The sequence below is a fragment of the Paraburkholderia sp. BR13439 genome (assembly GCF_040948805.1).
Classification (GTDB): domain Bacteria; phylum Pseudomonadota; class Gammaproteobacteria; order Burkholderiales; family Burkholderiaceae; genus Paraburkholderia; species Paraburkholderia youngii.
In genome coordinates this window covers 1-26133 of the sequence record NZ_JBFPKN010000021.1, presented here as the reverse complement: position 1 = coordinate 26133, position 26133 = coordinate 1, and the positions used below count along the sequence as shown (strand labels likewise).

The following is a 26133-nucleotide window of genomic DNA, read 5'->3' as shown; positions in this document are numbered from 1 at the left end:
TTTCTCAATTAATCCCGCATGGATTTCCGGATACCATCCTTCATCGGCTCAAGCAGGTAATCCAGCGCCGAGCGCGCATACGTCTGAATGAATACCTCCGCGTGCAAACCGGGACCTAGTACGACTTCTTTTTTTGCAATGCTGTTTGCTTTCCGGAGTGCTGCAGGAGATACCTCAATGCGCGCGGTGTAGAAAGGCTGGCGGGTATCCTTGTCCACGAGCGTATCGGCAGCGATATAAATGACCTTGCCTTCAAGAATCGGCGTTATGCGTGAGTTATAGGCAGTGAGCCGCACGTCGGCCGCACTCTGCAGCGCAATCTCCCGGATGTGGTCCGGCTTGATTTTCACTTCGATCACCAGTGGCGTATTTTCCGGGACGATATCGACGATCGACTCGCGCGGCCCAATTACAGCGCCGACCGTATGCACATTCAGCCCGACAATGACGCCCGCAACCGGCGCCGTAATCTGGGTACGCGTGCTCAGATCCTTCGCTGGACGGATCTGGTCGGCGAGTTGGAATGCCTTGCTGGTCGCTTCCTTCAGTTCGTCGCTGGCAGCTTTCGAATAATCGTTTTTCAGGCTGGTAATCTTCAGTTCGATGTCAGTCCGCTTCTGATTAGCGCGCACCAGTTCGGCCGAGCCCGAATGGACGCGGGAGAGCGACTCCGCCTCGGCACGTCGTAAGTCCACCACCTTCGTTTCGGCCACAAACCCTTCTTTCAGCAGTTGCTCGTTGGTGTTCAACTGCTGCTCTGAGAGCGCATGTCCACGACTTGCCGTAGTCACCACCTGCTGACTGAGTGCAATCTCCTGTCGGGTCTGTCCCAGTTCCATCTGCAGGAGGGACAACTGATCGAACAACGCCCGCTTGCGGGCGGTGAACAGCGCCCTTTCATGCCGCAGCAATTCCGCCACACGCGCGTCGTCGCGCTGGTCCGTCAATCGTTCCGGGAAAACCGGGGCCTTTTTCAGGTCCCGCTCGGCGGTCAGGCGCGCGATTTTCGCTTCTTCGGCGTCGAGTTGGACCTCCAGGGCTGCCAGCGCAGCGCCGGGTCGCACGTTGTCCAGAACAAGCAGGGTTTGTCCAGCTTTGACTGCATCACCGTCGTTGACCAGGATTTCTTTCACGATGCCACCTTCCTGATGCTGGACGGTCTTGCGCTCGCCGTCGGTCTGTACGACACCTTCGGCGATAACTGCGCCCGAGAGCGGTGCAAGTGCCGCCCAACCTCCTACCGCGGCAATGCCTAGTGCGATACCCAGGCATCCATTCACGATGAGCTTTCGTGGCAATGGCAGGCAGTCTGCCTGGTTGTCTTCAGTCGACTGTAACCATCGCTTTGTTTTTTCGACAGCATTTGCAACAAGGTTTGATGCTTTCACAACAGGGTTCTCACTGCGGGGTCCAAAGCTTTCGACATCGCAGGCGCGATGGATGAAGACCGGATTGCGGGTGTAGGCGGTACGCCAATTTCGTCAGCTGTGTTCTGGCTGGTTTTCGTCGCGAACTCATTGCGTGTTCCGAAACGCTCGACCTGACCAGACCTCATCATTAGCACCCGGTCGGCAATCGCCATCAATGCTGGTCGATGCGTGACCGCGATGACCGTGACTCCGTCCGCCCTGATCTGCCTCAGGGCTGCATCGAGCGTTTCTTCGCCATCGCTGTCGAGATTGGCGTTTGGCTCATCCAGAAGCAGCAGCTTCGGGTCTCCGTATAACGCTCGCGCGAGTGAGATGCGCTGCCGTTGTCCACCAGAGAGCGTTTCGCCTGACTCCCCGATCTGCGTGTCGTAGCCGTTGGGCAGACCGAGAATCATCTCGTGCGCCCCCGCGCGCTTCGCGGCACGCACTATCGAATCGGAATCTAGCTGCAAAGGCCGTGCAGTTCTTCCAATATTCTCCGCGACCGTGCCGGCGAAAAGCTCGACATCCTGGGGCACGTATCCCAGGTACTGACCGAGTCTGTCTCGTGGCCACTGCGAGACATCCGCGCCATCGAGCCGTACCGCCCCGACCTGAGGACGCCACAGGCCGGCGATTACCCGCAGGAGGGTCGATTTTCCCGACGCACTGGGACCGACGATCACCAGCGTCTCACCGGCACCGAGGGAGAACTGCACATCGCGCAATAGAAGCCGACCGGCCTGCCCTGGCACCCGGGACGGAACACTGAATGTCACTCGCTCAATACACAAAGCCCCAGCCGGGGCTGGCAACGCGATAGTGTCGTGTTCAGAGGAGGGTTTGAGAAGTTCATTGAGTCGCCCCCACGCCTGACGGAGTTCGCCGAACTGCTTCCAGCTTCCGATCATCTGTTCGATGGGCGCTAGCGCTTTGCCCAGCAGGATAGTGGTAGCGAGCATGACACCGGGCGTTGCGTGTTCGTTGATCACGAGCCATGCGCCGGCAGCCATCATGATGACCTGAATCGCCTGCCGCGAAACCTTCGTCACGTTCCTGTAGAACGCGCTGCTGTCTGCCACCTGCTGCTGTGCCTCGATGTATTCGCGCTTGCGGATATCCCAGGCGCACACGATTTTTTCCGCCATGCCAAGCACCGTTACGACCTCAGCATTCCGGACAATCTGGCTGTAGGCGAGGTCGCATTCACGCTGCTTGTCCGTGTAAGTGCCGATGTTCTTCGCGATCACCCGGTCGTTGAGTAGGGCCAGTGCGAACAGTACGATTCCGCTGATCGCGGCGATCAGACACAGTACCCAATGAAACAGGCAGATGATGATCAGGTAGATGACGAGCCAGGGCGCATCAAGAAATGCAACAACCCCCGGCCCTGAGAGAAAGCCGCGCAATGTGTTGATGTCCGTCTGGGTCGCGACCGTGGACGACTGACGTTGCCGCGCGCTGGCATCAAGCCGCGCCAGCAGCGCGAGCCGGTCCAGCCGGGCGCAGAGTTGCAGGCCGAGATCCGCCAGAATGCGGCCGCGCACCACGTCGACCAGCAGCATCATCGCTAGCGTGATAGCCATAAAGGCCATCAGCATCAACAGCGTCTCAATGCTGCGGCTCGGCAGTACGCGGTCATACACCTGCAGAAGATAGATCGTCGGGGTGAGCACCAGAAGATTCGAGATGACACCAAATCCACTCGCCAGAACCAGATGGCGCCTGATCAGTAGATACATTCTCACTCCCCTGCGTTTGAGTTCTGTGCAGGCTGTCCTGCATCGCTGTTGCTCGCGAGCAGCGCATTCAGGGATTCAATGTCGGTGCGCTCAAGACGCGCCGCACTTGCCTTCAGACGCAGGCCCTGAACCAAAGTCTGCTGACGCGCTTTGGCGAGATCGCGCCGCGCGCTGTAAAGCTTGTCTTGGGCCGATAGCACGTCGGCGTTCACGCGGACGCCCACGCGGTAACCGGTCTGGTTTGATCTGAGAGCAATGGCCGCGGACTTCACTGCGGTCTTCAGTGCATCGATCTTCGCCAGCCCCCGCGTCACTCCTAGCCAGGCCTCATGCGCTTCGAGTTCGGCGCTGCGCCGCGCATCGTCGAGATCGTGTTCGGCCTTCTCCCTCAGCGCAGCGGCCTCGCGCACCCGACTTCGGGTCATCAGTCCGTCAGTGAGCGGTATGGTCATCTGGATGCCAAGTGCACTCGATGTCCCGCGATTGCCGCCCGTATTGAAGTTCGATTGCCCATTGACGTATGCGGCATTGCCGTGATTCACGTTTCCGACGAGAGAAATGGACGGGTAGTCGCCCGCGCGTGCCTTCGAGCGCTCACGTTCGGCAATTTCGAGTGCAACCTGCCTCTGGCGGACATGATAATTAGCGTCAGCCGCGGCATCGATCCATGGTTCGGCATCGGGCGGATCAACAGGGGGAATATTAAAACCGTCCCGCATGCCATCAACCCGCGTGACAGGGCTTCCTACGATCTTCCGCAGGGCGGCATATTTTTCATCGAGCTGGCTGTGTGTGGCGATCTCGTCAGCCTGCGCAGAATCAAAACCGGCCTGTGCCTCATTGACGTCCACGACAGTAGCGTCACCCAGTGAAAACCGGCGCGTTGCAAGCGCCAGCTGTTCTGCAACGGCCTCCCTGTGTTTGCGGGACAGCTCGACATCGTCCTGCGCACCAAGGGCTGCGAAGTAGGCTTGTGAAACGCGCAAGAGCAGGTCCTGCTTTGCCTGCGCCAATGCCAGATTTGCTTCGATGACCGACAGCTTGCCCTGTTGATACGTTTCCCATGCATCCCATCTGAAAACCGGCTGAGTCAGGGAAAGCGTGAACCCGTTCGTTGAATAGCCGGGATAGCTCATCCCGGGCACTCTCACGCCATTGCGATAGTTTGATTGCTGAAGAGTGACCTGAGGAAGAAGCCCGGCGAGCCCCTGAGGTTCCTTTTCGATCTCTGCATGCCAGGTAGCTTCCGCACTTTTGAGCTTTGCGTCGTTCGCCAAAGCGGAATCGGTGAGTGACGTGAGGTCTGCGGCACGACCGGCATTGAACACACAAACCAGAACCATAACTAATACTCGCCTCATTCGGCCGTACTCTCTTCTACCAATAAGCTTTCGGGCTGTCGAAGATATGCCAGAAAGCCCTTTGAGATTATTAGGTAGTGTCAATTGAATGCGAAATGACAACGGATTTCGAAAATCGGATAGGTCCGATGGACGATTTCACCGGTCAGTGCTTTGTCCATGACGCGCCCACGCGTCATGTGCTGCGCGAGGTGATCCGTGATTAACGTCCGCTATTCCGTCGGGTGAGCGTCTATCGTTCGCGACGACGCTGCCAACGGGTGTATCCAATCTCAGCTCCGGCCATGCCCAACCGCGCAGACCACGCAGACCACCAGTCAAGTGAAGCGTTCAGGCATGGCTAATGCGGACGTATCCCGCCGGCGCGTTCATCGGCGAGCACGGCAGTTGGGACCGTTCGCCGTTGAGCGGTTACGTGGTCTCGTACGTGACGTTCGAGAACGGCAAGCCGGTCTGCGCGCCAAAAGACGTCGTGACGGGCGCGGGCGGCCGATGCGCGCAGCGCGATCGCCTACCGTGTGGATACACTGGTGCGAATACCGCCACGGCGTGAGGAATTCCATGACCATCCCGACGAACCGCTCGTCCAACAGCTGGCGCTTGCTGCTCGCGCTCGTGCTGAGCGGATCGGCGCTATGGAGTGCCGATCCCGCTTGCGCGGTCTACGCGATCGCGCAATACGGCGAGCCCAAATATCCCGCCGATTTCAAACACTTCGACTACGTCAATCCCGACGCACCCCGCGACGGCACGCTCGTGCTCGCGAATCCGAACCGGCTGACGAGCTTCGATAAATTCAACCCTTTTACGCTGCGAGGCAATCCCGCACCGGGACTGGGACTGATGTTCGAAAGCCTGACGACCGGCAGCGCCGACGAAGTGGCGAGCGCGTACTGCCTGCTCGCCGACGACATCGACGTCGCCAGGGACGGCCTGTCGACAACCTTCCACATCAATCCGAAGGCGCGCTTCTCGAACGGCGATCCGGTCACCGCAGCGGACGTCAAGTTCTCGTTCGACACGCTGAAAAGTCCGCAGGCGCTGCCGCAGTTCGCGGTGTACTTCGGGCAGATTGCGCGCGCGGTGGTGATCGATCGGCTCACGATTCGCTTCGATTTCAAGGTCGCGACACGCGAAATGCCGCTGCTCGCCGGCGGAATTCCGGTGTTTTCGCACAAGTGGGGCATGCGGCCGGACGGCACGCGGATTCCTTTCGACCAGCTCGCGTTCGAGAAGCCGATCGCAAGCGGCGATTATCTGATCGACCGATACGACAACGGCCGAACCATCAGCTACGAGCGCAACCCGAACTACTGGGGCGCATCGCTACCGGTCCGCGTGGGCACGCACAACTTCGCACGAATCGACTACAAGCTGTATGCCGACGCGGTCGCGCAACTCGAAGCGTTCAAGGCGGGCGAGTACGACGTGCTCGTCGAACACACCGCGCAAAGCTGGGTGCGGCGCGATATCGGCAAGCGCTTCGACAGCGGCGAGCTGATCAAGCGCGAGTTTCCTCATCACAATGGCGTCGGCATGCAGGGCTTTTTTATCAACCTGCGGCGGCCGCTCTTTCAGGACGTGCGCGTGCGCGAGGCGCTCGATCTCGCGTTCGACTTCGAGTGGCTCAACCGGCAGCTTTTCTACGATCAGTACAAGCGAACCGACAGCTTCTTCGTCAACACGGACCTGCAGGCCAGGGGCAAACCCAGCGAAGGCGAACTCGCGATTCTCGCGCCATTGCGCCAGGAACTCGATCCCGCCGTGTTCGGCGATATGCCGCAACAGCCCAACACCGATCCACCGGGATCGCTGCGCGCCAACCTGATCAAGGCGCGCGAGCTGCTGGCCCAAGCGGGCTGGACGTATCGCGACGGCGCGCTGCGCAACGCGAACGGTCAGCCATTCGTCTTCGAGCTGCTCGGCGACACGGGCGGCAGCGTGTCGATGGAACCGGTCGCCGCTGCGTTCGGCCGCAATCTGCACAAGCTCGGCATCACGATGAACTTTCGCACCGCCGATTTCGCACTGATTCAAAAGCGCATCGACGCGTTCGACTTCGACATGACGACCGTGCGCCTGCCCGACGTGCAGGTGCCAGGCACCGAGCAGTTATCGCGTTTCGGCAGCCAGTACGCGGACGAGCCCGGCTCCGACAATCTCGCCGGCGTGAAGTCGCCGGCCATCGACGCGATCCTGCGCAAGGTGCTGGGCGCGCAAACGGATGAGCAGCTCGTCGATGCGACCCACGCGCTCGACCGGGTGTTGATGAACGGCTACTACGTGATCCCGCACTGGTATTCCGCGGTTCATCGCATCGCGTACCGAAACAGCCTCGCCTATCCGGCGATGCTGCCGCTTTACTTCTCCGCCGACGAATGGGTTCTGTCGACGTGGTGGCAGAAGGCGGCTGGACCGAATCTTGCACGACCTCCATGATTGGAGGACAACGATCATGAGCAGACTACTCTTTGCAATCACCGTATCGGTCGGCCTCGCGGGCTGCGTCGTCGCCCCGCCGCCGCCCAGCTATGGCTATGGGTACGAGCCAGCGCCCGCTTATGGCTATGCGCCCGGGTACTACGTCGCACCGCCGTCCGTGAGCCTCGGCATCGGCATTGGCGGCTACTGGGGTGGCCATGGAGGCCATTGGCACGGCCATTGAATCAGGCGATCCAGGAGGGCTCTTCTAAACCAGGGTAAACGTCCATCCTCGCACGAAGTACTTCAAAATGGTTGGGGTACGGAGTATATTCGCGTTCAGCAGATATTTACTGAACGGAGGAGGACGTCATGCAATTTCATCTCAACGGTTTCCGGGTCGGCGATCCGACAATCGAGCCAGCCATCGGCAACGCACATGCTGCGCAGATGCCGGAGAAGGTCGACGTGCTGATCGTCGGCAGCGGCCCTGCCGGAGTCGTGCTGGCGGCGCAGCTGTCGCAATTCCCGTCGATCAACACGCGCATCGTCGAGCGTCGCGACGGACCGTTGCAGATGGGACAGGCCGATGGCGTAGCGTGCCGTACCGTCGAGATGTTCAATGCGTTCGGCCTCGCGGATCGCCTGCTGCAAGAAGCCTATTGGGTCAATGAAACGGTATTCTGGCGACCCGATGCAAATGACCGCGGCGCGATCAGTCGTACCGGCCGGGTTCAGGATACCGAAACGGGTCTTTCGGAATTTCCGCACGTCATCGTCAATCAGGCGCGTATTCAGGAGTATCTGCTCGACGTGATGCGTCGCTCCGCGCGCCGGATCGAACCGGACTACGGCCTCGAACTGGTCGACGTCCAGCGCGACGATACGAATGAATACCCGGTGCTGGTCACGCTGCGGCGCACCGATCCCGCGCGGCTCGACGAGACCGTGACCGTGCGCGCGCGCTATGTCGTCGGTTGCGACGGCGCGCGTAGCCGGGTACGCACCGCCATCGGACAAACGCTACGCGGTGACGCGGCCAACCATGCGTGGGGCGTGATGGATGCGCTGGCCGTTACCGACTTCCCGGACATCCGGCTGAAAGCGGCGATTCAATCCGCGAGCAAGGGCAACCTGCTGATCATTCCGCGCGAAGGCGGATATCTGGTTCGCTTCTATGTCGACCTCGGCGACGTCACCCCGGAGAATCGCGACAACCTCAAGCAGATCACGGTCGATCGCATCATCGAGACGGCGCAAAGCATCCTCCATCCCTATACGCTCGACGTCAAAGAAGTGGCGTGGTTCTCGGTCTATGAGGTTGGTCAGCGTCTCACCGACCGCTTCGACGATGCGATCGCCGCCGACGGCACTTCGCGCGAACCGCGCGTGTTCATCGCGGGCGACGCCTGCCATACGCATAGCGCCAAAGCGGGCCAAGGCATGAACGTATCGATGCAGGACGGCTTCAATCTCGGCTGGAAGCTCGGCGCGGTGCTGGAAGGCCGTAGCGACGCCGATCTGCTGCGCACGTATTCGGACGAGCGCCAACCCATTGCGCAGGAGCTGATCGATTTCGACAAGGAATGGTCGGCAATGATGGCCGCTCCGCCGAAGGACCCTAACCGGCCCGAAGCAGGCGGTGTCGATCCTGCGGAGCTTCAGGCGTACTTCGTTCGCGCTGGCCGCTACACGGCAGGCGTCGCGACGCGTTACCGGCCGGCCACCCTGACCGGCGAAGCGACGCATCAGGCGCTCGCCAAAGGCTTTGCGATCGGCACGCGCTTTCACTCGTCGCCTGTGGTTCGCCTCGCTGATGCAAAACCGTTCCATCTCGGGCATGCGGCGCAAGCCGACGGCCGTTGGCGTCTGTACGCTTTTGCGGACGCGTCGGGTCGTGCGCTGAATGCGTTGTGCGAGCATCTCGACAAATCGCCGGAATCCGTTTTGCGGCTCTTCACGCCGCAGGACGCCGACGTGGACAGCGTTCTCGATTTGCGCGCGGTGCTGCAACAGCCGCATCGCGAAGTCCGTCTCCAGGACATGCCCGCTCTGCTGCTGCCGCGCAAGGGTCGCCACGGCCTGATCGACTACGAAAAGGCATTTACGTGCGACGCGACGACTGATATCTTCGACGAGCGCGGCATCGATCGCGAACAAGGTGCACTCGTGGTGGTACGTCCCGACCAATACGTGGCCCATGTTCTCCCATTGAATGCGTACGCGGAGTTGAACGCCTTCTTCCGGCCCATCTTTCGCGCGCGTTAAGCCATAACTAAACCCGACACTCCGAAATTGCCGATCAAACCTGAAGACGCCGGCGCGCTCCCCAAATTTACTGGCAGTCTGGTGCGCCGTGCCCAACAGCGCCATGCAGCGGTCTGGCTGAGCGAGGTTTCCGCGGAGATCACGAGCGTGCAGTACGCGGCGCTCGAGGTCTTGCACGAGACGCCTGGCGTCAGTCAGCGGCAACTCGGAGACAAGCTCGATGTGGATCGTTCGACGATCGCCGATCTCGTTGCACGCATGGTGCGCAATGGCCAGATCGAGCGTGCCGACGATCCTGTCGACAAGCGCAGTTATGTGCTGTATCTCACCGCTGCCGGTAAGAAGCAGCTTGCGGCCTTGCGTCCGCGCGTCGAGCAGGTCGAGCGCATTCTCACTGAACGGCTGACGGCAAGCGAATTGGCGCAGTTGCGCCGGCTGCTTGCGGCACTGTTGCCGCCGCAGGCTTGATTCTCTTACTGTTCCAATAAGCCCGTCGGCCGAACGCCTGTCAAAGCTTGCCAGGTCGAGGGTCGGGCACGAAGCCATCCCGGTTCGGCATGCGGATAGCGGCGAGCGAATGCGCGTCGAGACGCGCATCGTCCGGCACGATGCCGTTGCGGTTCAAGATCCACGCGCTGAGCGCATACACCTCATCCGCGCTCAGCGACTGCGGCGCGTTATACGGCATCGCCCGGTTTATATAGTCGAACAGTGTCGTCGCATACGGCCAGTAGCTGCCAACGGTGCGCTTCGGATTCGCGGTCGTGAGCGTGCCCGCCCCACCGATCAGCTGATCGCCGATCAGCCCCTCGCCTTTCGCGCCATGACAGGCCGCGCATTTCGCCGCGAAAATGCGGCCACCCGTTGCGACGTCGCCGCTGCCGTCGGGCAAGCCGTGGCCGTTCGGTGCGACATCGATATTCCATGCGCTCAGATCGGCTTCGCTGACAGGCTTGCCGATCGCGTCGACGGATGAACGCCAGCGCGCTTGCGCGGCGGCAGCGGACTGCGCGTCGCGCGTTGCATCGAATGAAGACGAACAGCCAGCGAGCAGACTGCTAGCCGTGACCCATGCCAGCAGAGCGCGCATCGTTTTCGATTTCGAAGCACCGAACCGCACACGCTCACGCATTTTTAACGCTCCCATCGGCTTCGATGCGCCACTGCTGAATGCCGTTGTAGTGATAGTTCGAGTTCAGACCACGCGCCGCGACGAGCGCCTCACGCGTCGGTTGAACGTAGCCGGTAGAATCCGTCGCGCGCGACAGGATGGCGGTCGGCGCACCGTTCCACACGAAGCCGGCCTGGAAGCGGGTCAACGCGCGATCGCGCGCGGGCTCGTCGAGCACTGCGGCCTGCCAGGTCGCTCCACTGTCGGTCGATACCTCGACCTTGCGAATCGCTCCCCGCCCGGACCACGCGAGCCCGACGATCGGATAGAAGCCCTGCGCGGTCAGACGCTGTCCGGCGGAAGGCCGCGTGATCACCGACTTCGCGTCCATCTCGAACACGAATTGACGGGCGCGGCCGTCGGGCAGGATGCCCGTGTATTTGGACGTCTCTTCGCGCGTCTGCAACGGCGCATCGACGACTTTCAGCCGCCGCAGCCATTTCACGTTGGTATTGCCCTCGAAGCCCGGTACCAACAGACGCAGCGGATAGCCGTTTTCCGGCCGCAGGCGTTCGCCGTTTTGTGCATAGACGACGAGCGCGCGGTCGAGAATCCGGTCGAGCGGCAAACTGCGCGTCATCGCGGCGGCGTCCGCGCCTTCGGCGAGCAGCCATTGCGGCGTTGCGCCGTCGCTGGTCGCCGTGCGTCCGCCGACGGCTTCGAGCAGCGTCGACAGCCTGACGCCGGTCCACTCGCAACACGACAGCAGTCCATGCGTGATCTGCACAGGCAGCCCGCTCGGTCCTTTCCATTCGCTCGCCGTGTTGCCCGAACACTCGAGAAAATGGATGCGCGACTCCGAAGGCAGGCGCAGCAGATCGTCCATCGTGAAGAGCTTCGGCTCGCGCACGAGACCATGAATCACGAGCCGGTGCGCGTCTGGGTCGATGTCGGGCACCCCGGCATGATGCCGCTCATAGACGAGCCCATTCGGCGTGATCGAGCCATGCAGATCCGCGAGCGGCGTCAGCGACGATGCGGCGCCCGGCATCGGCCACGCCCGCGCGGCACGACGAATCACGTTCGACTCGCGCGGCGACGGCAGCCCGTACGGATGCTCGAGAATCGGCGCGCCGGGAATTTGTGTCCACGGATCGACGCCCAGCGGCTTCAGCAGCGTCGCGGCCTTCAGGTTCGGCGCGGCCAACGCGGACAGCGCGAGACCGCCCAACAGGCGCCGACGCGGCGACGCGGGTTTCGACGCATCATGCGCGTCGCTAGTGATACGTGGAGGTCGCGACATGCTCGTGCCGGCGAAGCGGCCTGGGTTGATCGACAAGCGCACGAGTATAGGTAGTGTGCGCGTCCCGATCAAAGCCGATTGCGACTAAGGTTATGACGGTCAGCGATATGCCGCGCGCGCACAACTCACCGATGACACCGTCAATCCGGTGCGATTTCCGCGATCACACTAAACGATTCGAGCGTATAGCCCATATTGAAGTATCCCGCGCGCGCGTAAGTCGCAATGCGCTCGAGTCGCTCGGGATCGTCGCGCGGCTGGTCGCGATGGACCCGCTGCCGCACGGCTTCGAAGGCAGCGGACACGGCCCGGCGATAGAACGATGCGAGATTCAATGACATCGTGCGCCCTCCTGCTGATGGCATGCATCGAATCTAGTCAGCAGCGCGTGCTTGTGCAAACAAGCATTTGTGCAATGCTTTGCGCCGCCGATGCAATGTCGGTCTGGCGGTGCCGACGAAACGGGTTATCCGCTTACGCTCAACCGCGATAACGATAGCGCTCGATATTATTTGTGCGCTAACGAGCGCCTCTCTACGATCTCCGGACCTTCACTTCGATCGCATTCCAGACATGTCCACGACCAAAGCACTCAGGGCCGCACTCCTCTCGGTTCTCGTTACATGCGGCATCGTCAGCGCGCAACCGGCGCTTGCGGCAGGACAAACGGTGCGAGTCGGCATCATGTCCGGCGAGGACGAAGACGTGTGGCGTGCGGTCGCCGCCAATGCGGCCAGGCAGGGCATCACCGTCAAGATCACCACCTTCTCCGACTATACGCAGCCGAACGAAGCGCTCGCCGAACACGACCTCGATGCGAACTCGTTCCAGCACAAGCCCTATCTCGATGCGCAGATCGCCGCGCGCCACTATCAGATCGTGCCCGTCGGCTATACCTACGTGCAGCCGATCGGTCTCTACTCGCGCAAGGTGAAATCGATCGCGGCGCTGCCGCAGAATGCGACGATCGGCGTGCCGAACGATCCGAGCAACGAAGGCCGCGCGCTGCTTCTGCTACAGGCGAACGGGCTGATCAAGCTGCGCCCCGACGTCGGCCTGCTGCCGACCGCGCGCGACATCGCGGACAATCCGAAGCACATTCAGATCAAAGAACTCGACGCGGGCATCGTCGGCCGTGCGATCGGCGACCTCGACGCCGCCGTCGTCAATACCGACTGGGCGATCAAGGCGGGCATCAAGATTCCGCAGGAACGCATCGCGCAGGAGAAGGTACCGGGCAATCCGTATCGCAACTTCATCGCGGTCAACGCGAAAGACGCGAATGCTGCGTGGGTGAAGACGATCGTCGGCAGCTACCAGCAGGCCAACGTCGCCTCGGCGATCCTGACCGTCTATCACGGCGCCACGCTGCCCGCATGGGATGGCGCGCCCCAGCACTGATCCGACACGCGACTCACGCACGAATCACTCGCGACTCGAGCGGCGGCGCTTCGGCCGCCGCGCATCCTGCCTTCTTCATTGCCCTCCCGATCGTATTGCCCGTCATGTCAATTACCAGAACGCTTCACGACCGCCGCACCTTCCTGAAACTTTCGCTCGGCGCCGCGGCGGCCGCGGCAGCGCCGCTTTCGTTCGCGCAAGGCAATGCGCGTACGCTGCGCGTCGGCAACCAGAAGGGTTATCTGAATCTGCTGAAGGGCCGCGGTACGCTCGAGAAACGGCTCGCGCCGCTGAACGTATCGGTGACATGGACCGAGTTCGCGGCGGGCCCCGTGCAACTGGAAGCACTGAACGTCGGTTCGATCGATTTCGGCGACGTCGGCGAGGCACCGCCGATCTTCGCGCAGGCCGCCGGCGCACCGTTGGCCTATGTCGCGGCGACCGTCAAGCGGCCGCAGTCGGAAGCGGTGCTGGTACCGCCGCAATCGACGATCCGCTCGGTCGCGGACCTGAAGGGCAAGCGGATCGCGCTCAACAAAGGCAGCAATGTCCACTACTTTCTCGTCAAGCTGCTGAGTCAGCATGGCCTGCAATACGGCGACGTAAAGCTCGTGTTCCTCGCGCCCGCCGATGCACGCGCGGCGTTCGAGCGCGCGTCGATCGACGCGTGGGTCATCTGGGATCCGTTCTTCGCCGCGGCGGAGCATTCGCTCGGCGCTCGCGTGATTGCCGATGCGAGCGGCGTAGTCGGCAATCGCGCGTTCTACTTCTCGTCGCAGAGTTATGCGGCGAACAATCCCGACGTGATCCGCATCGTGATCGAAGAGCTCGACAAGGTCGATGAGTGGGGCAAGCAGAACAAGGATCAGCTCGCGAGCGAACTCGCGCAGCTATGGGGTCTGCCGAAGCAGGTCGTAGACGCGGCGGTGCGGCGTCAGCAGTTCGGCACGCAGCCGATTACCCGCGCGATTCTCGGCGAGCAGCAACAGATCGCCGATACGTTCCTCGATCTCGGCCTGATTCCGAAGCACGTCGACGTGCTGAAGGCGGCGCCTTCGAATCTCGCGTAGACGCACCGGCGGCGCAACGAGGCCGCCCCCCGTCAACGCTCGGAGACCGGCCGCGTTGGCGTAGCCTGTGGTTCCTGCGGGGCGTCGCTGTACTCCGTCATGCGCCGCGCCGAACTCACGCAGGCCGCGACCAACGCGAGCGCCGCACCAATGCCCGCAATCAGCGTCAGGTGCCGGCCGTGCACGAGCCCGAACACGATCGACACCACCACCGCGCCGCTCGACTGGCCGAGCAGACGTCCCATCGCTTGCAGGCCGGACGCGCCGCCGCTGCGATGCCGCGGCGCACTGCCGATGATCACGCGATTGTTCGGCGACTGAAAGATGCCGAAGCCGAGGCCGCAGACCGCGAGCCGCCACACGATGTCGAAACGCGTCGCCGTGTCGCCGAGCTGGCAGAGCATCGCGAGTCCACAGCCGAACACGACGAGCCCGACGCTGCTGATGCGCCCCGGAGCCCACCGGTCGGACAGCCGGCCCGCAACCGGTGCGATCAACGCGGTCATGAGCGGCCACGGTGTCATCAGAAAGCCGGTTTGGGTTTCCGACAGCTTCAGCGTCTGCTCGAAATAGAACGGCAGCACGATGTACGCCATCGTCTGTGCCGCGAACGAGCAGATCGACGTCGCCATCGACAATGAAAACACCGGCATGCGCAGCAGGTCGATGGGCAGCATCGGCTTCGCGAGCCGGCTTTCGCGCCGCACGAATAGCACACCGGCCACCAGTGCGAGCGCGACCATCGCGGCGCCGCGCTGCGTCGCCCCCGGCTGGTTGAAAGCGGCGAGACCCGAGATCAGCAGGCCGAAGGTGAGCGCGTTGAGCAGGACGCTCAGGCCGCTCAGGCGAGCGCCCGATTTCGGTGTCACCGGCAAAGTGCGCGCGCCGATCGACAGCGCCAGCACGCCGAGCGGCACGTTGACGAGGAACAGCCACTGCCAGTGCGCGACCGACAGAATCGCCGACGCGATGCTCGGCCCCGCCGCCGACGAAACGGCCACCACCAGCGACGATAAACCGACGCCGACGCCAAGCCGTGCCTTCGGAAAAACGAAGCGCACCAGCGCGATACTCACGCTCATGATGCCGCCCGCGCCGAAGCCCTGAAACACGCGCGCGACCGCCAGCACCAGCAGCGTGTGCGCATTCGCGCAGGCGAACGACGCCAGCGTGAAGAGCACGAGTCCGTAGCAGTAGACACGCTTGTAGCCGAGGCCGTCGCCGAGCACCGCGAGCGGCAGCAAGGACACCGTGATCGCCAGCTGATACGCGTTGACGACCCAGATCGCATTCGCCGGCGATACCGCCAGGTCGTTGCTGATGGTGGGCAGCGCGACGTTGACGATCGAGGTGTCGAGCACCGACATCGTCATCGCGATGGCGATCGCGAGGTACGCAAACGCGCGTTGGGGATTGGGCAGGCCGTCGGTCATGATGCAAGCGGGTCGAAAGAAAAGACGCGGGCGACGGCGTGCCGGGCGGGCGGCCATCGCGGGTGCATTGTTGCAACTCTGACTCGCGGGAGCAAGATTGCACCGGATACCGGGATGATGGCCACCCGGCTCGTCAGGCATGGCACGTGCGGCGCCTGAATCGGGACGCAGTTGACCTTGCTGCGCCAAAGGTTGTAACCGTGCAGGAATCGTCGCCGCGATCGGCGTCGGCGAGGCACGCATGAAAACGAAACGCCCTTTTTACACGATCGGCCATTCGACGCGTCCGATGCAGGAATTCGTCGACTTGCTGAAAGGCGAGCAGATCGCCTTGCTGGTGGACGTGCGCAGCATCCCGCGCTCGCGGACCAACCCGCAGTTCAATCGGGACACGCTGCCCGCCTCGCTCGCAGCGGAGCATATCGACTACGTGCATCTCGCCGCACTCGGCGGACGCCGCAGCAGGCGCAAAGACGACGCGCCGTCGCCGAATGCGTACTGGACGCATCCGGCCTTTCGCAACTATGCCGACTATGCAATGAGCGACGCGTTCCGCGAGGGACTGGCGCAACTGCTGACGCTCGGTCATCGGCAGCGCTGCGCGATGATGTGCTCGGAAGCGGTCTGGTGGCGTTGCCACCGGCGTATCATTACGGACTATCTGCTGATGCACGATGAAACCGTGCTGCACATCATGGACGCGCATCACACGAACGCCGCCACGATGACGCCTGGCGCCGAGCCCCAGGCCGACGGCACGCTGATCTATCCGGCTGGGGCGCAAAACTGAGCCGACTCACGACACGACTGCACGCCAGTCACCCCGCACCGCTTTATGGCCGTTACCACCAAACGTAGGTCGAAACACGACACGTCGCTCGACACGCTGCTTCACGATATCCGCGCCTGCACGCTGTGCGCACCCATGCTGCCGCACGCGCCCCGACCCGTGCTTGCGGCGTCCGCGAGCGCGCGTATTCTGGTCATCGGGCAAGCGCCGGGCGCGCGCGTGCATGCGTCCGGGGTGCCCTGGAGCGACGCGAGCGGCGCGCGCCTGCGCACGTGGCTCGGCGTCGACGACACGACCTTCTACGACGCGTCCAGATTCGCCATCGTGCCGATGGGCTTCTGTTTTCCGGGCCGCGGCGCGAGCGGCGACCTGCCGCCTCGTCCCGAGTGCGCGAGCCGCTGGCATGGCCAATTGCTCGCGCGGATGCGTTCGGTGAAATTGACGCTGCTGATCGGACAATACGCGCAGCGCTTTGGCCTCGGCGACGCGTTTGGCCCGACCTCGACCGACACGCTGGTCAGGTGGGCCGAGTTTGGACCCCATGTGATGCCGCTGCCGCATCCGTCGCCGCGCAACGTCGCGTGGTTCAAGCGCAATCCGTGGTTCGAAGGCGAAGTGTTGCCGACGTTGCGTGCGCATGTGGCGACGGTGTTGGGGGGCGAAACGCTTTGAGCGCCGCGCATCACGAAGCGGCGGCCGCGTCCGCGTCCTGTGTGCTGCGGTGCGCCACCCGGTGCCGCGCCGCGCTTTCGCCAGTCCGCCGACAGCGGCGCAGACCATCCATTGCACCCCGTCGGGCGCCACTATCCACACGTTCGTAACCCCGCCGTCCCACTCTTCGGAATGGTGCGGGTATACATGGATTAGGCGGTGCAACCGCACTGCACTAACATTTTTGCGGTACCGCACGGCGCGTATCGAGCGCCTCGAATCGGGGTTGCACGTCGCCACGCCAAAGTCTCGCGCTGCCCAGCGCACTCCCGGTGCCTTCCAGCATCTGCACACGATCGACGCAACGTCGAGCGCATCGACCAACGAAGAGAAGAATCGGAGGATGAGATGGCACAGCAACGGGATGACAACCAGCAACAAGGCAACAACTCTTTCAATCCGACTCGGCGCGGGCTGATGCAGGGCGCCGGACTCGGCGCGGCGCTTTCGCTGATGGGTGCGCTAGGCGGCGCGGGCGGCCTGATCGGCAGCGCGCAAGCAGCGGAGTCGGCGTTTCCGTCGCACAAGAAGTGGAAGATCGTGTTCGTCAATCACGTCACCACCAACCCGTTCTTCGTGCCGACGCAATACGGCATTCAGGATGCCTGCTCGCTGCTCAACATGGACTATCAGTGGACCGGCTCGGCCACCTCCGACGCCGGCGAAATGGTCCGCGCCGTGAATTCGGCGATCGCGGCGAAGGCCGACGCCATCGCGGTGCCGATCGTCGATCCGAGCGCTTTCGACAAGCCAATCCAGGCTGCGCTCGACGCCGGCATTCCGGTGTTCGCCTATAACGCCGACGCGCCGCGCGGCAAGAAGAATCCGCGCCTCGCGTATATCGGCCAGGACTTGTATCTGTCCGGCTACCAGATGGGCGAGCGCATCGTGAGCCTGATCGACAGCGGCATGGTCGCGCTGTTCATTGCGACGCCGGGGCAGCTCAACATCCAGCCGCGCATGGACGGGGCGAGCGACGCGATCAAGAAGTCCGGCAAGAAGATAGACATCCAGACCGTGGCCACGGGCGCGACCGTCAACGAGGAACTGTCGAAGATCAAGGCGTTCTATCTGGGACACCAGGACCTGAAGGGCATGTTCGCCGTGGATGCGGGCAGCACGCAGGGCGTCGCGCAGGTGATGAAGGAATCGAACCTGCCCGCGAAGGGCGTGCACGGCGGCGGCTTCGACCTGCTGCCGACCACGATCCAGCTGATCCACGAAGGCTACCTCGACTTCACCATCGACCAGCAGCCGTACGTTCAAGGTTTCTATACGGTGATGCAGGCGTTCGTGTTCCTCAGCTCGGGCGGCCTCGTCGGGCCCGCCGAAATCAACACCGGCCTGAAGTTCGTGACCAAGGAGAACGTCGAGCCGTACCTCAATACCTCGACGCGCTTCGAAGGCAAGACCGATAAGCAGCAAATCGTCCCGCGGTCCGGCGCAATCAAGTCCTGATGAATACAGTGAACGAAACCAGCAACACCGAAGCAGTCCGCGCGCCCCGGCGCGCGGGCGTTTCATTCGCGTCTCAATGGGCGGCCGAGCTGCGCATCCTGCTCGTGGCCGTGCTGCTGGCCGCCTACTTCGAATTCGCGAACCACGATTTCCTGCTCACCAACGCGAGCCTCGTCAACTTGTCGCAGTTCATCGCGCCGGTTGCAATCATCGCGTTCGGCGAAATCATGTTGATGATCGGCGGCGACATCGATCTGTCGGCGGGCATGGTGTTCGCGTTCGCGCCATTCATGATGGTGTTCGCGAATGACGCGGGCGCGCCGATGTGGCTCGCCGTGATCGCGGGGCTCGTGGCGGCGGGTGCCGTCGGCTTCGTGAACGGAGCGGTGACGGTGTGGCTGCGGCTGCCCTCGTTCGTCACGACGCTCGGTACGCTCTTTTTGATCAACGGCATCACGCTCACGATCTCGCGCGGCACGCCCGCCCCCACGCCGGGCTCGCCCGCGTTCGCCGCGGTCATGGGCGCGTGGGGCTACAGCGAGATCATCTGGACCCTCGTGATCGCGTTCGCGATGCACGTGCTGTTGCGGCATACACGCTGGGGCCTGCACACGCAGGCCGCGGGTGCGAATCCGCTCGGCGCGAGCGAGGCCGGCATTCATGTGAAGCGGCTGCGCCTCGGCAACTTCGTCCTCGCCGCGGTGCTGGCGGGCTTCACCGGCATGCTCGAAGCCTTTCGCATTACTTCGATCGACCCGCAGGCGGGCGGCAACCAGATCATGTTCCTTGCGGTGGCCGCCGCCGTGATCGGCGGCACCCCGCTGACGGGCGGCTCGGGCACCATCGTGGGCGGTCTCATCGGCGCGGCGGTGCTCGGCATTCTCAACGACGGCTTTACGCTGATCGGCATCAACGCGTTTACGTTCAACATCATTCTTGGCGCGGCGATTCTGGCGGCGATGATCTTCAACATCCACGTCGGGCGCATTCGCCGCAAGGGTGGACGCTGATGGACCAATCGCAAACCTCCTCGGCGGGCGCGAACGCCACCTCCGCTGCACTCGGCGGCGCGAACGCGCCGCTCGCGTTGCAAGGCGACAACCTCGTCAAACGCTTCGGCGCGGTGACGGCGCTCGACGGCGTCTCGCTCACGCTCGGCAAGGGCGAGATCCTCGGCATCCTCGGCGACAACGGCGCGGGCAAGTCCACGCTCGTGAAGATCCTCACGGGCTTTCATCAGCAAACGAGCGGCACGCTCCACATCGACGGCGAGGAGACGCTGTTGCGCTCGGTCGATCATGCGCGCTCTCTCGGCATCGAATGCGTGTATCAGGATCTCGCGCTCGCGAATTCGCTGAGCATCTACCACAACATGTTCCTGAATCGCGAAATCGTGCGGCGCGGGCCGTTCAGGCTGCTCGATCACAAGCAGATGCGCGAGCGCGCGGCGCAGTGTCTCGACGATATCGGCGTGCACGTGCCTTCGGTGGATTTGCCCGTGGAGCGTCTGTCGGGCGGCCAGCGCCAGGCGATCGCCGTGGCGCGCGCCGTGCATTCGAACGCGAAGATCCTGTTGCTCGACGAGCCGCTCGCCGCGATGGGCGCGCGCGAGGCGGGGCTCATCATCGACCTGCTGATGCGCTTGAAGGAAAAAGGCGGCCTGTCGATCATCATGATCATGCACAACTATGCGCAGACGCTCGATATCGCGGATCGCATCATGTTGATGCAGCGAGGCCGCGTGACCTACGAGCAACAGAGCGCGCTGACTTCGGTGGCGGAACTGATGGACATCGTGCAGCGGGAATACCGGGCCATGCGCGCGGGCGGCGCGCAGTGAGCCCGTTGCTCGGAATCAGAAATCGATCTTCGCGTTCACGCTGACCATGCGCGGATCGCCCGGCGCGATGTAGTCCGTGTATTGGAACATCCAGTAGCGGCGATTCGTGATGTTGTCGATCGCCGCGCGCAGCGTCACGTCGTGCCCACCGATGCGCGTCAAATAGTTTGCTCCGATGTTCACGATCATGTAGCCGCCCGTCTGCAGGTCGCCGGCCGGACGCACCTTCGTGCTGCTCGTGAATTTCGCGTCCGCGCCGACCTGCAGGCCCGGCATGGCGGGCACGTCGTAGGTCAGGCGGCCGGCGGTGACGAACAGCGGCGCTCCGGCCACCCGGTTGCCGTTAAAGGCCTGCCCCTTCGCGTACCGGGTGTCGAGCAGCATCACGTTGCCGGTCACCTGCCAGTTGCGGCCGACGCGCACACTGCCGCCCGCTTCGAGACCCTGGTATATCGAGTTGCCGTCCTGCACGTAGACATTCTGGCTGTTCGCGTACGCGGCCCCGCGTTCGATGCGGAACAGCGCGGCCGTCGCCGCCCAGCGCTCATGCTCGCTCTTGAAGCCGACCTCGTACTGACGTGAGCGCAGCGGACGCAGCAGCGCGCCGGCATTCGCGTAGATGTCGGCCACCATCGCGCCTTGCTCGAGCGACTCCACGTAGCTCGCGTAAAGCGTGGTGTGCGGCTCGAGCTTGTACATCAGCGCGACGGTCGGCGTCAGCACGCCGTTCTGCCCGTACGAAGACGACAGCGAACCGTTGATGTTGTACGACTGCTGATCGTAGTTCGTGTAGCGCAGGCCCGCGAGCAGTGACCAGCGATCCGTCAGCTGGAGCGTGTCGCTCGCGAACAGCGCCTTCTGTGTGATCTCGTTGGCGCGATATTTGTCGAGCCCGGCGCCCGAATAAAAGCGCCACGGGTTTGCCTGATACAGGTTGCCGTTGCCCAGCGTGAAGTAATTCGACACGGCGCTGTAGTCGTTCGTCTGGTACTGCCACGACGCGCCGAGCGCCAGTTGATGCGTGAATATGCCGGTCTTCACCGTGCCTTCGAATACGCCCTGCCAGTAGATGTCCTGGTGGCCTTCGTCGCCGTTCCAGCGGCTGTCGGTGTAATCGCCCGCCTGGTTCAGCAGCGTCAGCGTGCTTTCGTTGCGGTCGCGCGACGACTTGCTGTAGCTGGCCGACGTGTTGAACGACCAGTTCGGCGTGATCTGATACCTGACGCCAGCCGTGTACAACTGCAGGTTCGTGTTCAGATGCTGATCGGTGCCGCCGAGCAGGTTGGTGCCGCCGCTGATCGGCGCGGGCAGGCTCGTGCCCGTATATCTGCCCGTGTAGATCGCGGGCGTCTGGCCGCTCGAGCGGCTTTGCTGATAGATCGCGTCGAAGTAGACGTCGAGATCGCGCGTGAGGCGGCCGTCGAGCGACACCGCCAGCGAATTGCGATTGATGTCACCCGCGTTGTAGGTCTTGCCGGCCTCGTGCGTGTAGTTGATGCGCGCGCCGAACATGTCGTCCGGACCAAAGCGCCGGCTCAGATCGACGTGCTGGCTGAACACGCTGTCCATCCGGTAGCCGGCCGACACGCTCGTCACCGGCTGATCCGCCGGCGTCTTCGTCACATAGTTGACGACCCCGCCCGGTTGCACGAAGCCGTACATGAAACCGCCAAGGCCCTTCAGCAGTTCGACGCGTTCGAGGTTTTCATAAGGCATCGTGATGCCGTACGAGATGAACGGATTGCCGTTGATGCGAAAGCCGTTCTGCCAATCGATCGGCAGGCCGCGAATCGAGATGTACGTGGCCCACGCGCTGTACGCATTGGTGCTGTCGGTGACCGATGCATCGACCGCGAATACGTCGCCGAGCTTGTTCGCCTGACGGTCGGCGAGCTCCTCGCCAGTCACGACGGTGGTCGAGAACGGCGTGTCGAGCTGCGAACGCGTACCCAGCGCACCGACCGACACGGGCGTGCGCAAGTGCATCGGCGAATCCGTCTGGGCGGCCGCGTTGACGTTGACGGCCGGGAGCGCCTGCTCGCCGCCGCTAGCGGCCTGCGCCGTGGCAGCTGGGCTACTGGCTGGCGCCGCGGCTTGTTCCCCGCCGGAGGCGCTTTGCGCGAAAGCGGATTGCGCGGCGCCGGCAAAGACCAGCCAAACCGCAATCTGCATGTGACGATGGACCGTGAGCCTTGTTGGACGTGTGGTTTTTTGATTCTTCATGTCTACCAGCGAGCAAGCGCCTCCGTCTGCTGTAAATGCGATTGATTCGCATTCATAAGGCGCGATGGTAGCAAAGGCTTTTGCCTTTTGAAAGCATTACGGTGGGATTCGAATCGCTTTCGGTGGTGACGGCGCCATAGAAGTGGCGCCCCGCGTGGGATGCGCGGGTGTGGGTGGATGAAGCCCCACTGAATTGAGGGTTTCTGTCTGGGAACTATCGAAGTCGACGAGGCCGGCGAGCGTTCTGTCAGGAATCCGCTGAGGTTACTAAACGAGCGCGCTGGCCTTCCGTGGCCAAGCTCTTCGACATCGTGAAGAGCCGGCGGTGCACAGTTGGCGGCAATCGCTTCACCAACGGCACACAGCGGCCCGTTATAGCGAATCAGGAGGCGCTGCGATTCCTCGACAACGTGGACCGGTGATGAGTGTCGTCGTTCACTAGCGCGGCACTCTGAGCCGACACAGTCAATTGTCCTTCCAATGATAGCCGCAGGACGAGAAGCATGATCAACGGCGACACCGGCGAAAGATGTCGCAGGAATGATCCGTAGTCCGGCTCGAAAATAGCTTGCGTTGACAGGAAACTGACCAGAAAACAGAAACACAGCGTCTCGAATCGGCCCACCGGAAATAGTGTCGCAGCGGCGCGATATCGCAAGAACACAGCGGCAAAAGTGAAAAACACGCCAATGCCGCCCAGCATTTGCAGCGGAGAACCCGACGTGATCAACCGCAACGGCAACACGAAAGTCGCCAGCGTGATGGCCACGTTCGCCACGCCAACGAACATACTGCTGCCCGGAATGAACTGTACGATCATCGACCCCACTTCCTCGGGGTCCCGCCACTCATTGGCATTCTGCCTCGCAAAATCCAGTGATTCGCCATAGGCCTTCTGGAACACGAAGGCCACAATCACAAACATGGCCAGTGCGAAAAGGATCAATGAAATCGGCTTTCTGAAGCCGTTTGGCGCCAAATAAAGAAACACCGTCGCGGCCAGTGTAATAGCCCAGTACGATCTGAAGTACACAGCCACCAGAGTCGCCAGGACTACAAACAAAGCCAATATCGCGCGGGATGAGTTGTAAAACAGCAACAAGAGAACCACGATCGAAATAACCACTTCTTTTGACGGAACGCCGATGTAGACAGTCTGATTGACGAGCCAGAAGGCGACCAGAACGAACTCGATCGGCTTCAGCGAAGTGACACCAGACCTCCAGATGGCGAAAAGCATGCCGATAGTCGACGCGAGAAAGCCCACCAAGGAAATAGAGAAATTCTGGAGACCGAAAAAGTTGAAAAACCACGCGAGATTGTCGAATGAGTCGCCAAACGCCTTGAAAGCCGTGACGGTCTTCATCCGGTCGAAGATCACCAGTTCGTCAAACAGAAACCGCGCCGGCAACGTGCTATCGTGAAACGCGGAGATCGCATACAGCGCGATGAATAGAATGAACCAGACCGCCGCCGACACGCCTGGACTCGCATTCCTGCCGATGATGCCGGGGAGTTTTACAATGCGCATTCTTTTTCCCTGAACGATTGAGCGACTCGCCTGTCACGGCGCTTCAAAGCTAGGTTGTCGATTCGGATAGGCGTCCGGCCCCTTGCCGATCTTGAGCGCCCGGTAAGTACCCATGCTTGCCACAAGCGTTCCACAGACACTGAGCAGAACAAGCGATTGGATGAAACCGACGCCGAGGAAATGAGCCGTCGCAAAGATCAGGAAAATCGATACGGCGTTGACCATTTGAAACATCAAGTCGATCTTCAGCCGGTTCGCAACAATGAATACCTGAGCCATCGAGCCATAGATCGCCATCGTGATGAAATAGGGAATAAAGATCAGGTACACCGACATCGACGATTCCCATTCGTCGCCCATCTTCACGTGGATAATGAGGCTAAGGCCTGCGTAGCACGCTGCTACCAGACAAATGCTGATCAACGTCAGCATAGTGAAGAACTGCTTCGATGGATTCACTCCGTCTTTTTTGTGGCCGTCGAAATAGTCGATCAGATCACGGCGGAAGACGGCGCCCAAACTTTGCGACAAGAGGGACGCAGGGAAGTAACCCACGCGATACGCCAGCGCGAAGATACCGGCGTCACGATGATCGAAGATCATCGGCATCAGGATCGCGGACGCATAGATCACGAATGAATTCAGCGTAGTGGTCGGAATGCCAAATTTTGCATACTGGATCTGAAGCGTGGAGAACCTAAGGAAGGACACCGGGATCAACTGGCGGGCCGAATAAAGGCAGATCGCGGCCGGTACAACGGACGAGACCAGAAAAATCCAGCTATAGATGTTGAATACGGTGGTGCCACTGACCTCGCCTTTCGAAAACATCATCATGCAGACAAAGTAGACGGCGAATGCGGCATTGGGAAAGAACCGGATCGTTGCGATCTGCGTGTACTTTCGTTCGGTGGTGAGCGCTCCGCACAATGCCTGTTGCAGGAACACGCCCAGTGCCAAACCGATAACAGGTATGTATTCCGTGTGGCCGGCCGCTGCGGTGGCCACCACGAGTGCCACGCCGATCATGATGGCGACCGCGCTGGAACTCGTCATTGCGCGCACGGCTTGCGCCTTGTCCGCCGCCATGCATGCGACCTCCAGACGCAAGCCGATCACCGACCCGATAAAAAGACCACCTGCCATGAGTTGGCTGAAGTACCCGAGAGCCGTCGGTCCGCAAAACTTCCCGATCAATAGAATCGAAACGAAATTGAGCGCCTGACTCAGCACCACTCCAGCGACACTTACGATCGAATGTTTGATATTCACAATTTATCTACGTCGAAGTCCGGGTGAATTTTTTTGGCTCTACACGGCGATGGTGGTCGTCTGAGAGCTAGCCTTTCTGCGTCTTTCCGCTGGCCGGCAATGCGTCGAGGTAGGAAGCATTGCGATAGAGGCCGGCGCGCGCACCCAGACTGTAGCGATAGACGTCCGTATCGATCCCGTTGAAGATCACACCCTTCACCCGGGCATTCGCCTGCTTGAGTTGCTTGGTCGCCTCCTGCACCTGCGCGATGGAAGTCGTCTCGAAGCGCGTCACCAGCAACACGGTGCCGCAGCTATCCGCGAGCGCGGTCGCGTCGGATACGGCCAGCACGGGCGGTGTGTCGATCAGCACGATATCGTAGTCGCTCGTCTTCGCGAGGAACTGCTGCATGCGCTCGCCCACCAGCAGCTCGGCCGGGTTCTCCGGGATCGTGCCGCGCGCAACGAAGTCGAGGCCCGGGCGCACGTCACGCATGATCACCGCCTCGGACGTCACCTCCGACGTCAGATAGTCCGCCAACCCCGGTGTCGAGGCCAGCCCAAAGTACTGCTCCAGATGGCCTTTGCGCAGGTCCGCGTCGATCAGCAACACCCGCTTGCCGGCCGCCGCGACGACCGCCGCCAGATTCGCGGAGAGGAACGACTTGCCCACCTGTTCGGTCGGCCCCGTCAGCAGCACGCGATTGTCGCCCGACTCCGATTCAAGCATTGCAAAATGCAGCGCGGTTCTGAGCCGGCGCAGGCTTTCAATCGACGGGTCGCGCGGAAACTCGCTCGCGAGCAGAAACT

Annotated in this window: 23 protein-coding genes; 12 read left to right on the top strand and 11 right to left on the bottom strand. The window is 62.0% G+C overall.

The genetic code is table 11. The features are described from left to right. Window positions 1–8 precede the first annotated feature (8 nt). Genes AB3X96_RS32115 through AB3X96_RS32105 form a run of 3 tightly spaced genes read right to left on the bottom strand, consistent with a single transcriptional unit; the run spans window position 9 to window position 4494 of the window. Entirely contained in the window at window positions 9–1388 is a 1380-nt protein-coding gene (locus AB3X96_RS32115; RefSeq protein WP_368592812.1) for an HlyD family type I secretion periplasmic adaptor subunit, read from the bottom strand. Further along, a complete protein-coding gene (locus AB3X96_RS32110; RefSeq protein WP_368592811.1) occupies window positions 1385–3151 on the bottom strand; it encodes a type I secretion system permease/ATPase in 1767 nt (588 codons plus the stop codon). Before AB3X96_RS32110 ends, AB3X96_RS32115 begins: the two co-directional genes overlap by 4 nt. A 2-nt stretch (window positions 3152–3153) precedes the next feature. Continuing rightward, the gene (locus tag AB3X96_RS32105; protein WP_368592810.1) at window positions 3154–4494 is read right to left on the bottom strand and encodes a TolC family outer membrane protein; all 1341 of its coding nucleotides are present in this window, start codon (window positions 4492–4494) and stop codon (window positions 3154–3156) included. A gap of 361 nt (window positions 4495–4855) precedes the next feature. Between AB3X96_RS32105 and AB3X96_RS32100 the strand changes: the two genes are divergently transcribed. From AB3X96_RS32100 to AB3X96_RS32080, 5 genes are all read left to right on the top strand, one after another. Continuing rightward, window positions 4856–5065: a hypothetical protein gene (locus AB3X96_RS32100; RefSeq protein ID WP_368592907.1), complete on the top strand. Its 210-nt coding sequence runs from the start codon at window positions 4856–4858 to the stop codon at window positions 5063–5065. A gap of 8 nt (window positions 5066–5073) precedes the next feature. Then, a complete protein-coding gene (locus tag AB3X96_RS32095) occupies window positions 5074–6951 on the top strand; it encodes an extracellular solute-binding protein (RefSeq protein ID WP_368592809.1) in 1878 nt (625 codons plus the stop codon). A gap of 16 nt (window positions 6952–6967) precedes the next feature. Then, window positions 6968–7177, top strand: a complete 210-nt coding sequence (locus AB3X96_RS32090) for a hypothetical protein (RefSeq protein WP_176111811.1) — start codon at window positions 6968–6970, stop codon at window positions 7175–7177. A 128-nt stretch (window positions 7178–7305) separates the two neighbouring features. Beyond that, a complete protein-coding gene (locus tag AB3X96_RS32085) occupies window positions 7306–9201 on the top strand; it encodes an FAD-binding monooxygenase (RefSeq protein WP_368592808.1) in 1896 nt (631 codons plus the stop codon). 27 nt (window positions 9202–9228) lie between these two features. Next, window positions 9229–9669 (top strand): MarR family winged helix-turn-helix transcriptional regulator, encoded by a 441-nt coding sequence (locus AB3X96_RS32080; RefSeq protein WP_013094239.1) that lies wholly within the window; start codon window positions 9229–9231, stop codon window positions 9667–9669. Between the two features lie 40 nt (window positions 9670–9709). Here the strand turns inward: AB3X96_RS32080 and AB3X96_RS32075 are convergent, their stop codons facing one another. From AB3X96_RS32075 to AB3X96_RS32065, 3 genes are all read right to left on the bottom strand, one after another. After that, window positions 9710–10333, bottom strand: a complete 624-nt coding sequence (locus tag AB3X96_RS32075; protein ID WP_368592807.1) for a c-type cytochrome — start codon at window positions 10331–10333, stop codon at window positions 9710–9712. Further along, the gene (gene soxC / locus AB3X96_RS32070) at window positions 10326–11615 is read right to left on the bottom strand and encodes a sulfite dehydrogenase (protein WP_368592806.1); all 1290 of its coding nucleotides are present in this window, start codon (window positions 11613–11615) and stop codon (window positions 10326–10328) included. The genes AB3X96_RS32075 and soxC overlap by 8 nt, the downstream gene beginning before the upstream one ends. A 140-nt stretch (window positions 11616–11755) precedes the next feature. After that, a complete protein-coding gene (locus AB3X96_RS32065) occupies window positions 11756–11956 on the bottom strand; it encodes a hypothetical protein (protein ID WP_176111807.1) in 201 nt (66 codons plus the stop codon). Between the two features lie 232 nt (window positions 11957–12188). Here AB3X96_RS32065 and AB3X96_RS32060 point away from each other — a divergent pair, with 232 nt between their 5' ends. Further along, window positions 12189–13016 (top strand): MetQ/NlpA family ABC transporter substrate-binding protein, encoded by an 828-nt coding sequence (locus tag AB3X96_RS32060; RefSeq protein WP_368592805.1) that lies wholly within the window; start codon window positions 12189–12191, stop codon window positions 13014–13016. Between the two features lie 104 nt (window positions 13017–13120). Continuing rightward, window positions 13121–14086, top strand: a complete 966-nt coding sequence (locus AB3X96_RS32055; protein WP_368592804.1) for a sulfonate ABC transporter substrate-binding protein — start codon at window positions 13121–13123, stop codon at window positions 14084–14086. Window positions 14087–14118: 32 nt separating this feature from the next. On the opposite strand, the gene AB3X96_RS32050 is transcribed toward AB3X96_RS32055, so the two are convergent. Then, on the bottom strand, window positions 14119–15519 hold the full coding sequence (locus tag AB3X96_RS32050) for an MFS transporter (protein WP_368592803.1): 1401 nt from the start codon (window positions 15517–15519) through the stop codon (window positions 14119–14121). A gap of 241 nt (window positions 15520–15760) precedes the next feature. Between AB3X96_RS32050 and AB3X96_RS32045 the strand changes: the two genes are divergently transcribed. The 5 genes from AB3X96_RS32045 to AB3X96_RS32025 all read left to right on the top strand — a co-directional run bounded on the left by AB3X96_RS32045 (window position 15761) and on the right by AB3X96_RS32025 (window position 20318). Beyond that, window positions 15761–16309, top strand: a complete 549-nt coding sequence (locus AB3X96_RS32045; protein ID WP_368592802.1) for a DUF488 family protein — start codon at window positions 15761–15763, stop codon at window positions 16307–16309. Window positions 16310–16354: 45 nt separating this feature from the next. Next, window positions 16355–16981 (top strand): uracil-DNA glycosylase family protein, encoded by a 627-nt coding sequence (locus AB3X96_RS32040; RefSeq protein ID WP_368592801.1) that lies wholly within the window; start codon window positions 16355–16357, stop codon window positions 16979–16981. 387 nt (window positions 16982–17368) lie between these two features. Beyond that, a complete protein-coding gene (locus AB3X96_RS32035; RefSeq protein WP_176111801.1) occupies window positions 17369–18478 on the top strand; it encodes a sugar ABC transporter substrate-binding protein in 1110 nt (369 codons plus the stop codon). After that, window positions 18478–19488, top strand: coding sequence for an ABC transporter permease (locus AB3X96_RS32030; RefSeq protein WP_176111800.1), 1011 nt, complete (start codon window positions 18478–18480; stop codon window positions 19486–19488). The genes AB3X96_RS32035 and AB3X96_RS32030 overlap by 1 nt, the downstream gene beginning before the upstream one ends. Further along, entirely contained in the window at window positions 19488–20318 is an 831-nt protein-coding gene (locus AB3X96_RS32025; protein WP_368592800.1) for an ATP-binding cassette domain-containing protein, read from the top strand. The genes AB3X96_RS32030 and AB3X96_RS32025 overlap by 1 nt, the downstream gene beginning before the upstream one ends. Window positions 20319–20333: 15 nt before the next feature. Here AB3X96_RS32025 and AB3X96_RS32020 read toward each other — a convergent pair whose 3' ends face one another. The 4 genes from AB3X96_RS32020 to AB3X96_RS32005 form a co-directional block, all read right to left on the bottom strand. Next, window positions 20334–22490, bottom strand: coding sequence for a TonB-dependent siderophore receptor (locus AB3X96_RS32020; protein WP_368592799.1), 2157 nt, complete (start codon window positions 22488–22490; stop codon window positions 20334–20336). A gap of 433 nt (window positions 22491–22923) precedes the next feature. Next, the gene (locus AB3X96_RS32015; RefSeq protein ID WP_368592798.1) at window positions 22924–24072 is read right to left on the bottom strand and encodes a hypothetical protein; all 1149 of its coding nucleotides are present in this window, start codon (window positions 24070–24072) and stop codon (window positions 22924–22926) included. A 33-nt stretch (window positions 24073–24105) separates the two neighbouring features. Further along, window positions 24106–25344, bottom strand: coding sequence for a lipopolysaccharide biosynthesis protein (locus AB3X96_RS32010; protein WP_368592797.1), 1239 nt, complete (start codon window positions 25342–25344; stop codon window positions 24106–24108). Window positions 25345–25411: 67 nt separating this feature from the next. Continuing rightward, window positions 25412–26133 (bottom strand): CpsD/CapB family tyrosine-protein kinase (locus tag AB3X96_RS32005; RefSeq protein ID WP_368592796.1); only part of this gene is annotated, 722 nt, incomplete at its 5' end.

Bases quoted from the DNA above. Each gene is read 5' to 3' on its own strand.
- AB3X96_RS32085 (WP_368592808.1), top strand. From the start codon at position 7,306: ATGCAATTTCATCTCAACGGTTTCCGGGTCGGCGATCCGACAATCGAG.
- AB3X96_RS32060 (WP_368592805.1), top strand. From the start codon at position 12,189: ATGTCCACGACCAAAGCACTCAGGGCCGCACTCCTCTCGGTTCTCGTT.
- AB3X96_RS32105 (WP_368592810.1), bottom strand. From the start codon at position 4,494: ATGGTTCTGGTTTGTGTGTTCAATGCCGGTCGTGCCGCAGACCTCACG.
- AB3X96_RS32100 (WP_368592907.1), top strand. From the start codon at position 4,856: ATGCGGACGTATCCCGCCGGCGCGTTCATCGGCGAGCACGGCAGTTGG.
- AB3X96_RS32040 (WP_368592801.1), top strand. From the start codon at position 16,355: ATGGCCGTTACCACCAAACGTAGGTCGAAACACGACACGTCGCTCGAC.
- AB3X96_RS32030 (WP_176111800.1), top strand. From the start codon at position 18,478: ATGAATACAGTGAACGAAACCAGCAACACCGAAGCAGTCCGCGCGCCC.
- AB3X96_RS32075 (WP_368592807.1), bottom strand. From the start codon at position 10,333: ATGCGTGAGCGTGTGCGGTTCGGTGCTTCGAAATCGAAAACGATGCGC.
- AB3X96_RS32045 (WP_368592802.1), top strand. From the start codon at position 15,761: ATGAAAACGAAACGCCCTTTTTACACGATCGGCCATTCGACGCGTCCG.
- AB3X96_RS32020 (WP_368592799.1), bottom strand. From the start codon at position 22,490: ATGCAGATTGCGGTTTGGCTGGTCTTTGCCGGCGCCGCGCAATCCGCT.
- soxC (WP_368592806.1), bottom strand. From the start codon at position 11,615: ATGTCGCGACCTCCACGTATCACTAGCGACGCGCATGATGCGTCGAAA.
- AB3X96_RS32055 (WP_368592804.1), top strand. From the start codon at position 13,121: ATGTCAATTACCAGAACGCTTCACGACCGCCGCACCTTCCTGAAACTT.
- AB3X96_RS32110 (WP_368592811.1), bottom strand. From the start codon at position 3,151: ATGTATCTACTGATCAGGCGCCATCTGGTTCTGGCGAGTGGATTTGGT.
- AB3X96_RS32065 (WP_176111807.1), bottom strand. From the start codon at position 11,956: ATGTCATTGAATCTCGCATCGTTCTATCGCCGGGCCGTGTCCGCTGCC.
- AB3X96_RS32090 (WP_176111811.1), top strand. From the start codon at position 6,968: ATGAGCAGACTACTCTTTGCAATCACCGTATCGGTCGGCCTCGCGGGC.
- AB3X96_RS32095 (WP_368592809.1), top strand. From the start codon at position 5,074: ATGACCATCCCGACGAACCGCTCGTCCAACAGCTGGCGCTTGCTGCTC.
- AB3X96_RS32050 (WP_368592803.1), bottom strand. From the start codon at position 15,519: ATGACCGACGGCCTGCCCAATCCCCAACGCGCGTTTGCGTACCTCGCG.
- AB3X96_RS32025 (WP_368592800.1), top strand. From the start codon at position 19,488: ATGGACCAATCGCAAACCTCCTCGGCGGGCGCGAACGCCACCTCCGCT.
- AB3X96_RS32015 (WP_368592798.1), bottom strand. From the start codon at position 24,072: ATGCGCATTGTAAAACTCCCCGGCATCATCGGCAGGAATGCGAGTCCA.
- AB3X96_RS32035 (WP_176111801.1), top strand. From the start codon at position 17,369: ATGGCACAGCAACGGGATGACAACCAGCAACAAGGCAACAACTCTTTC.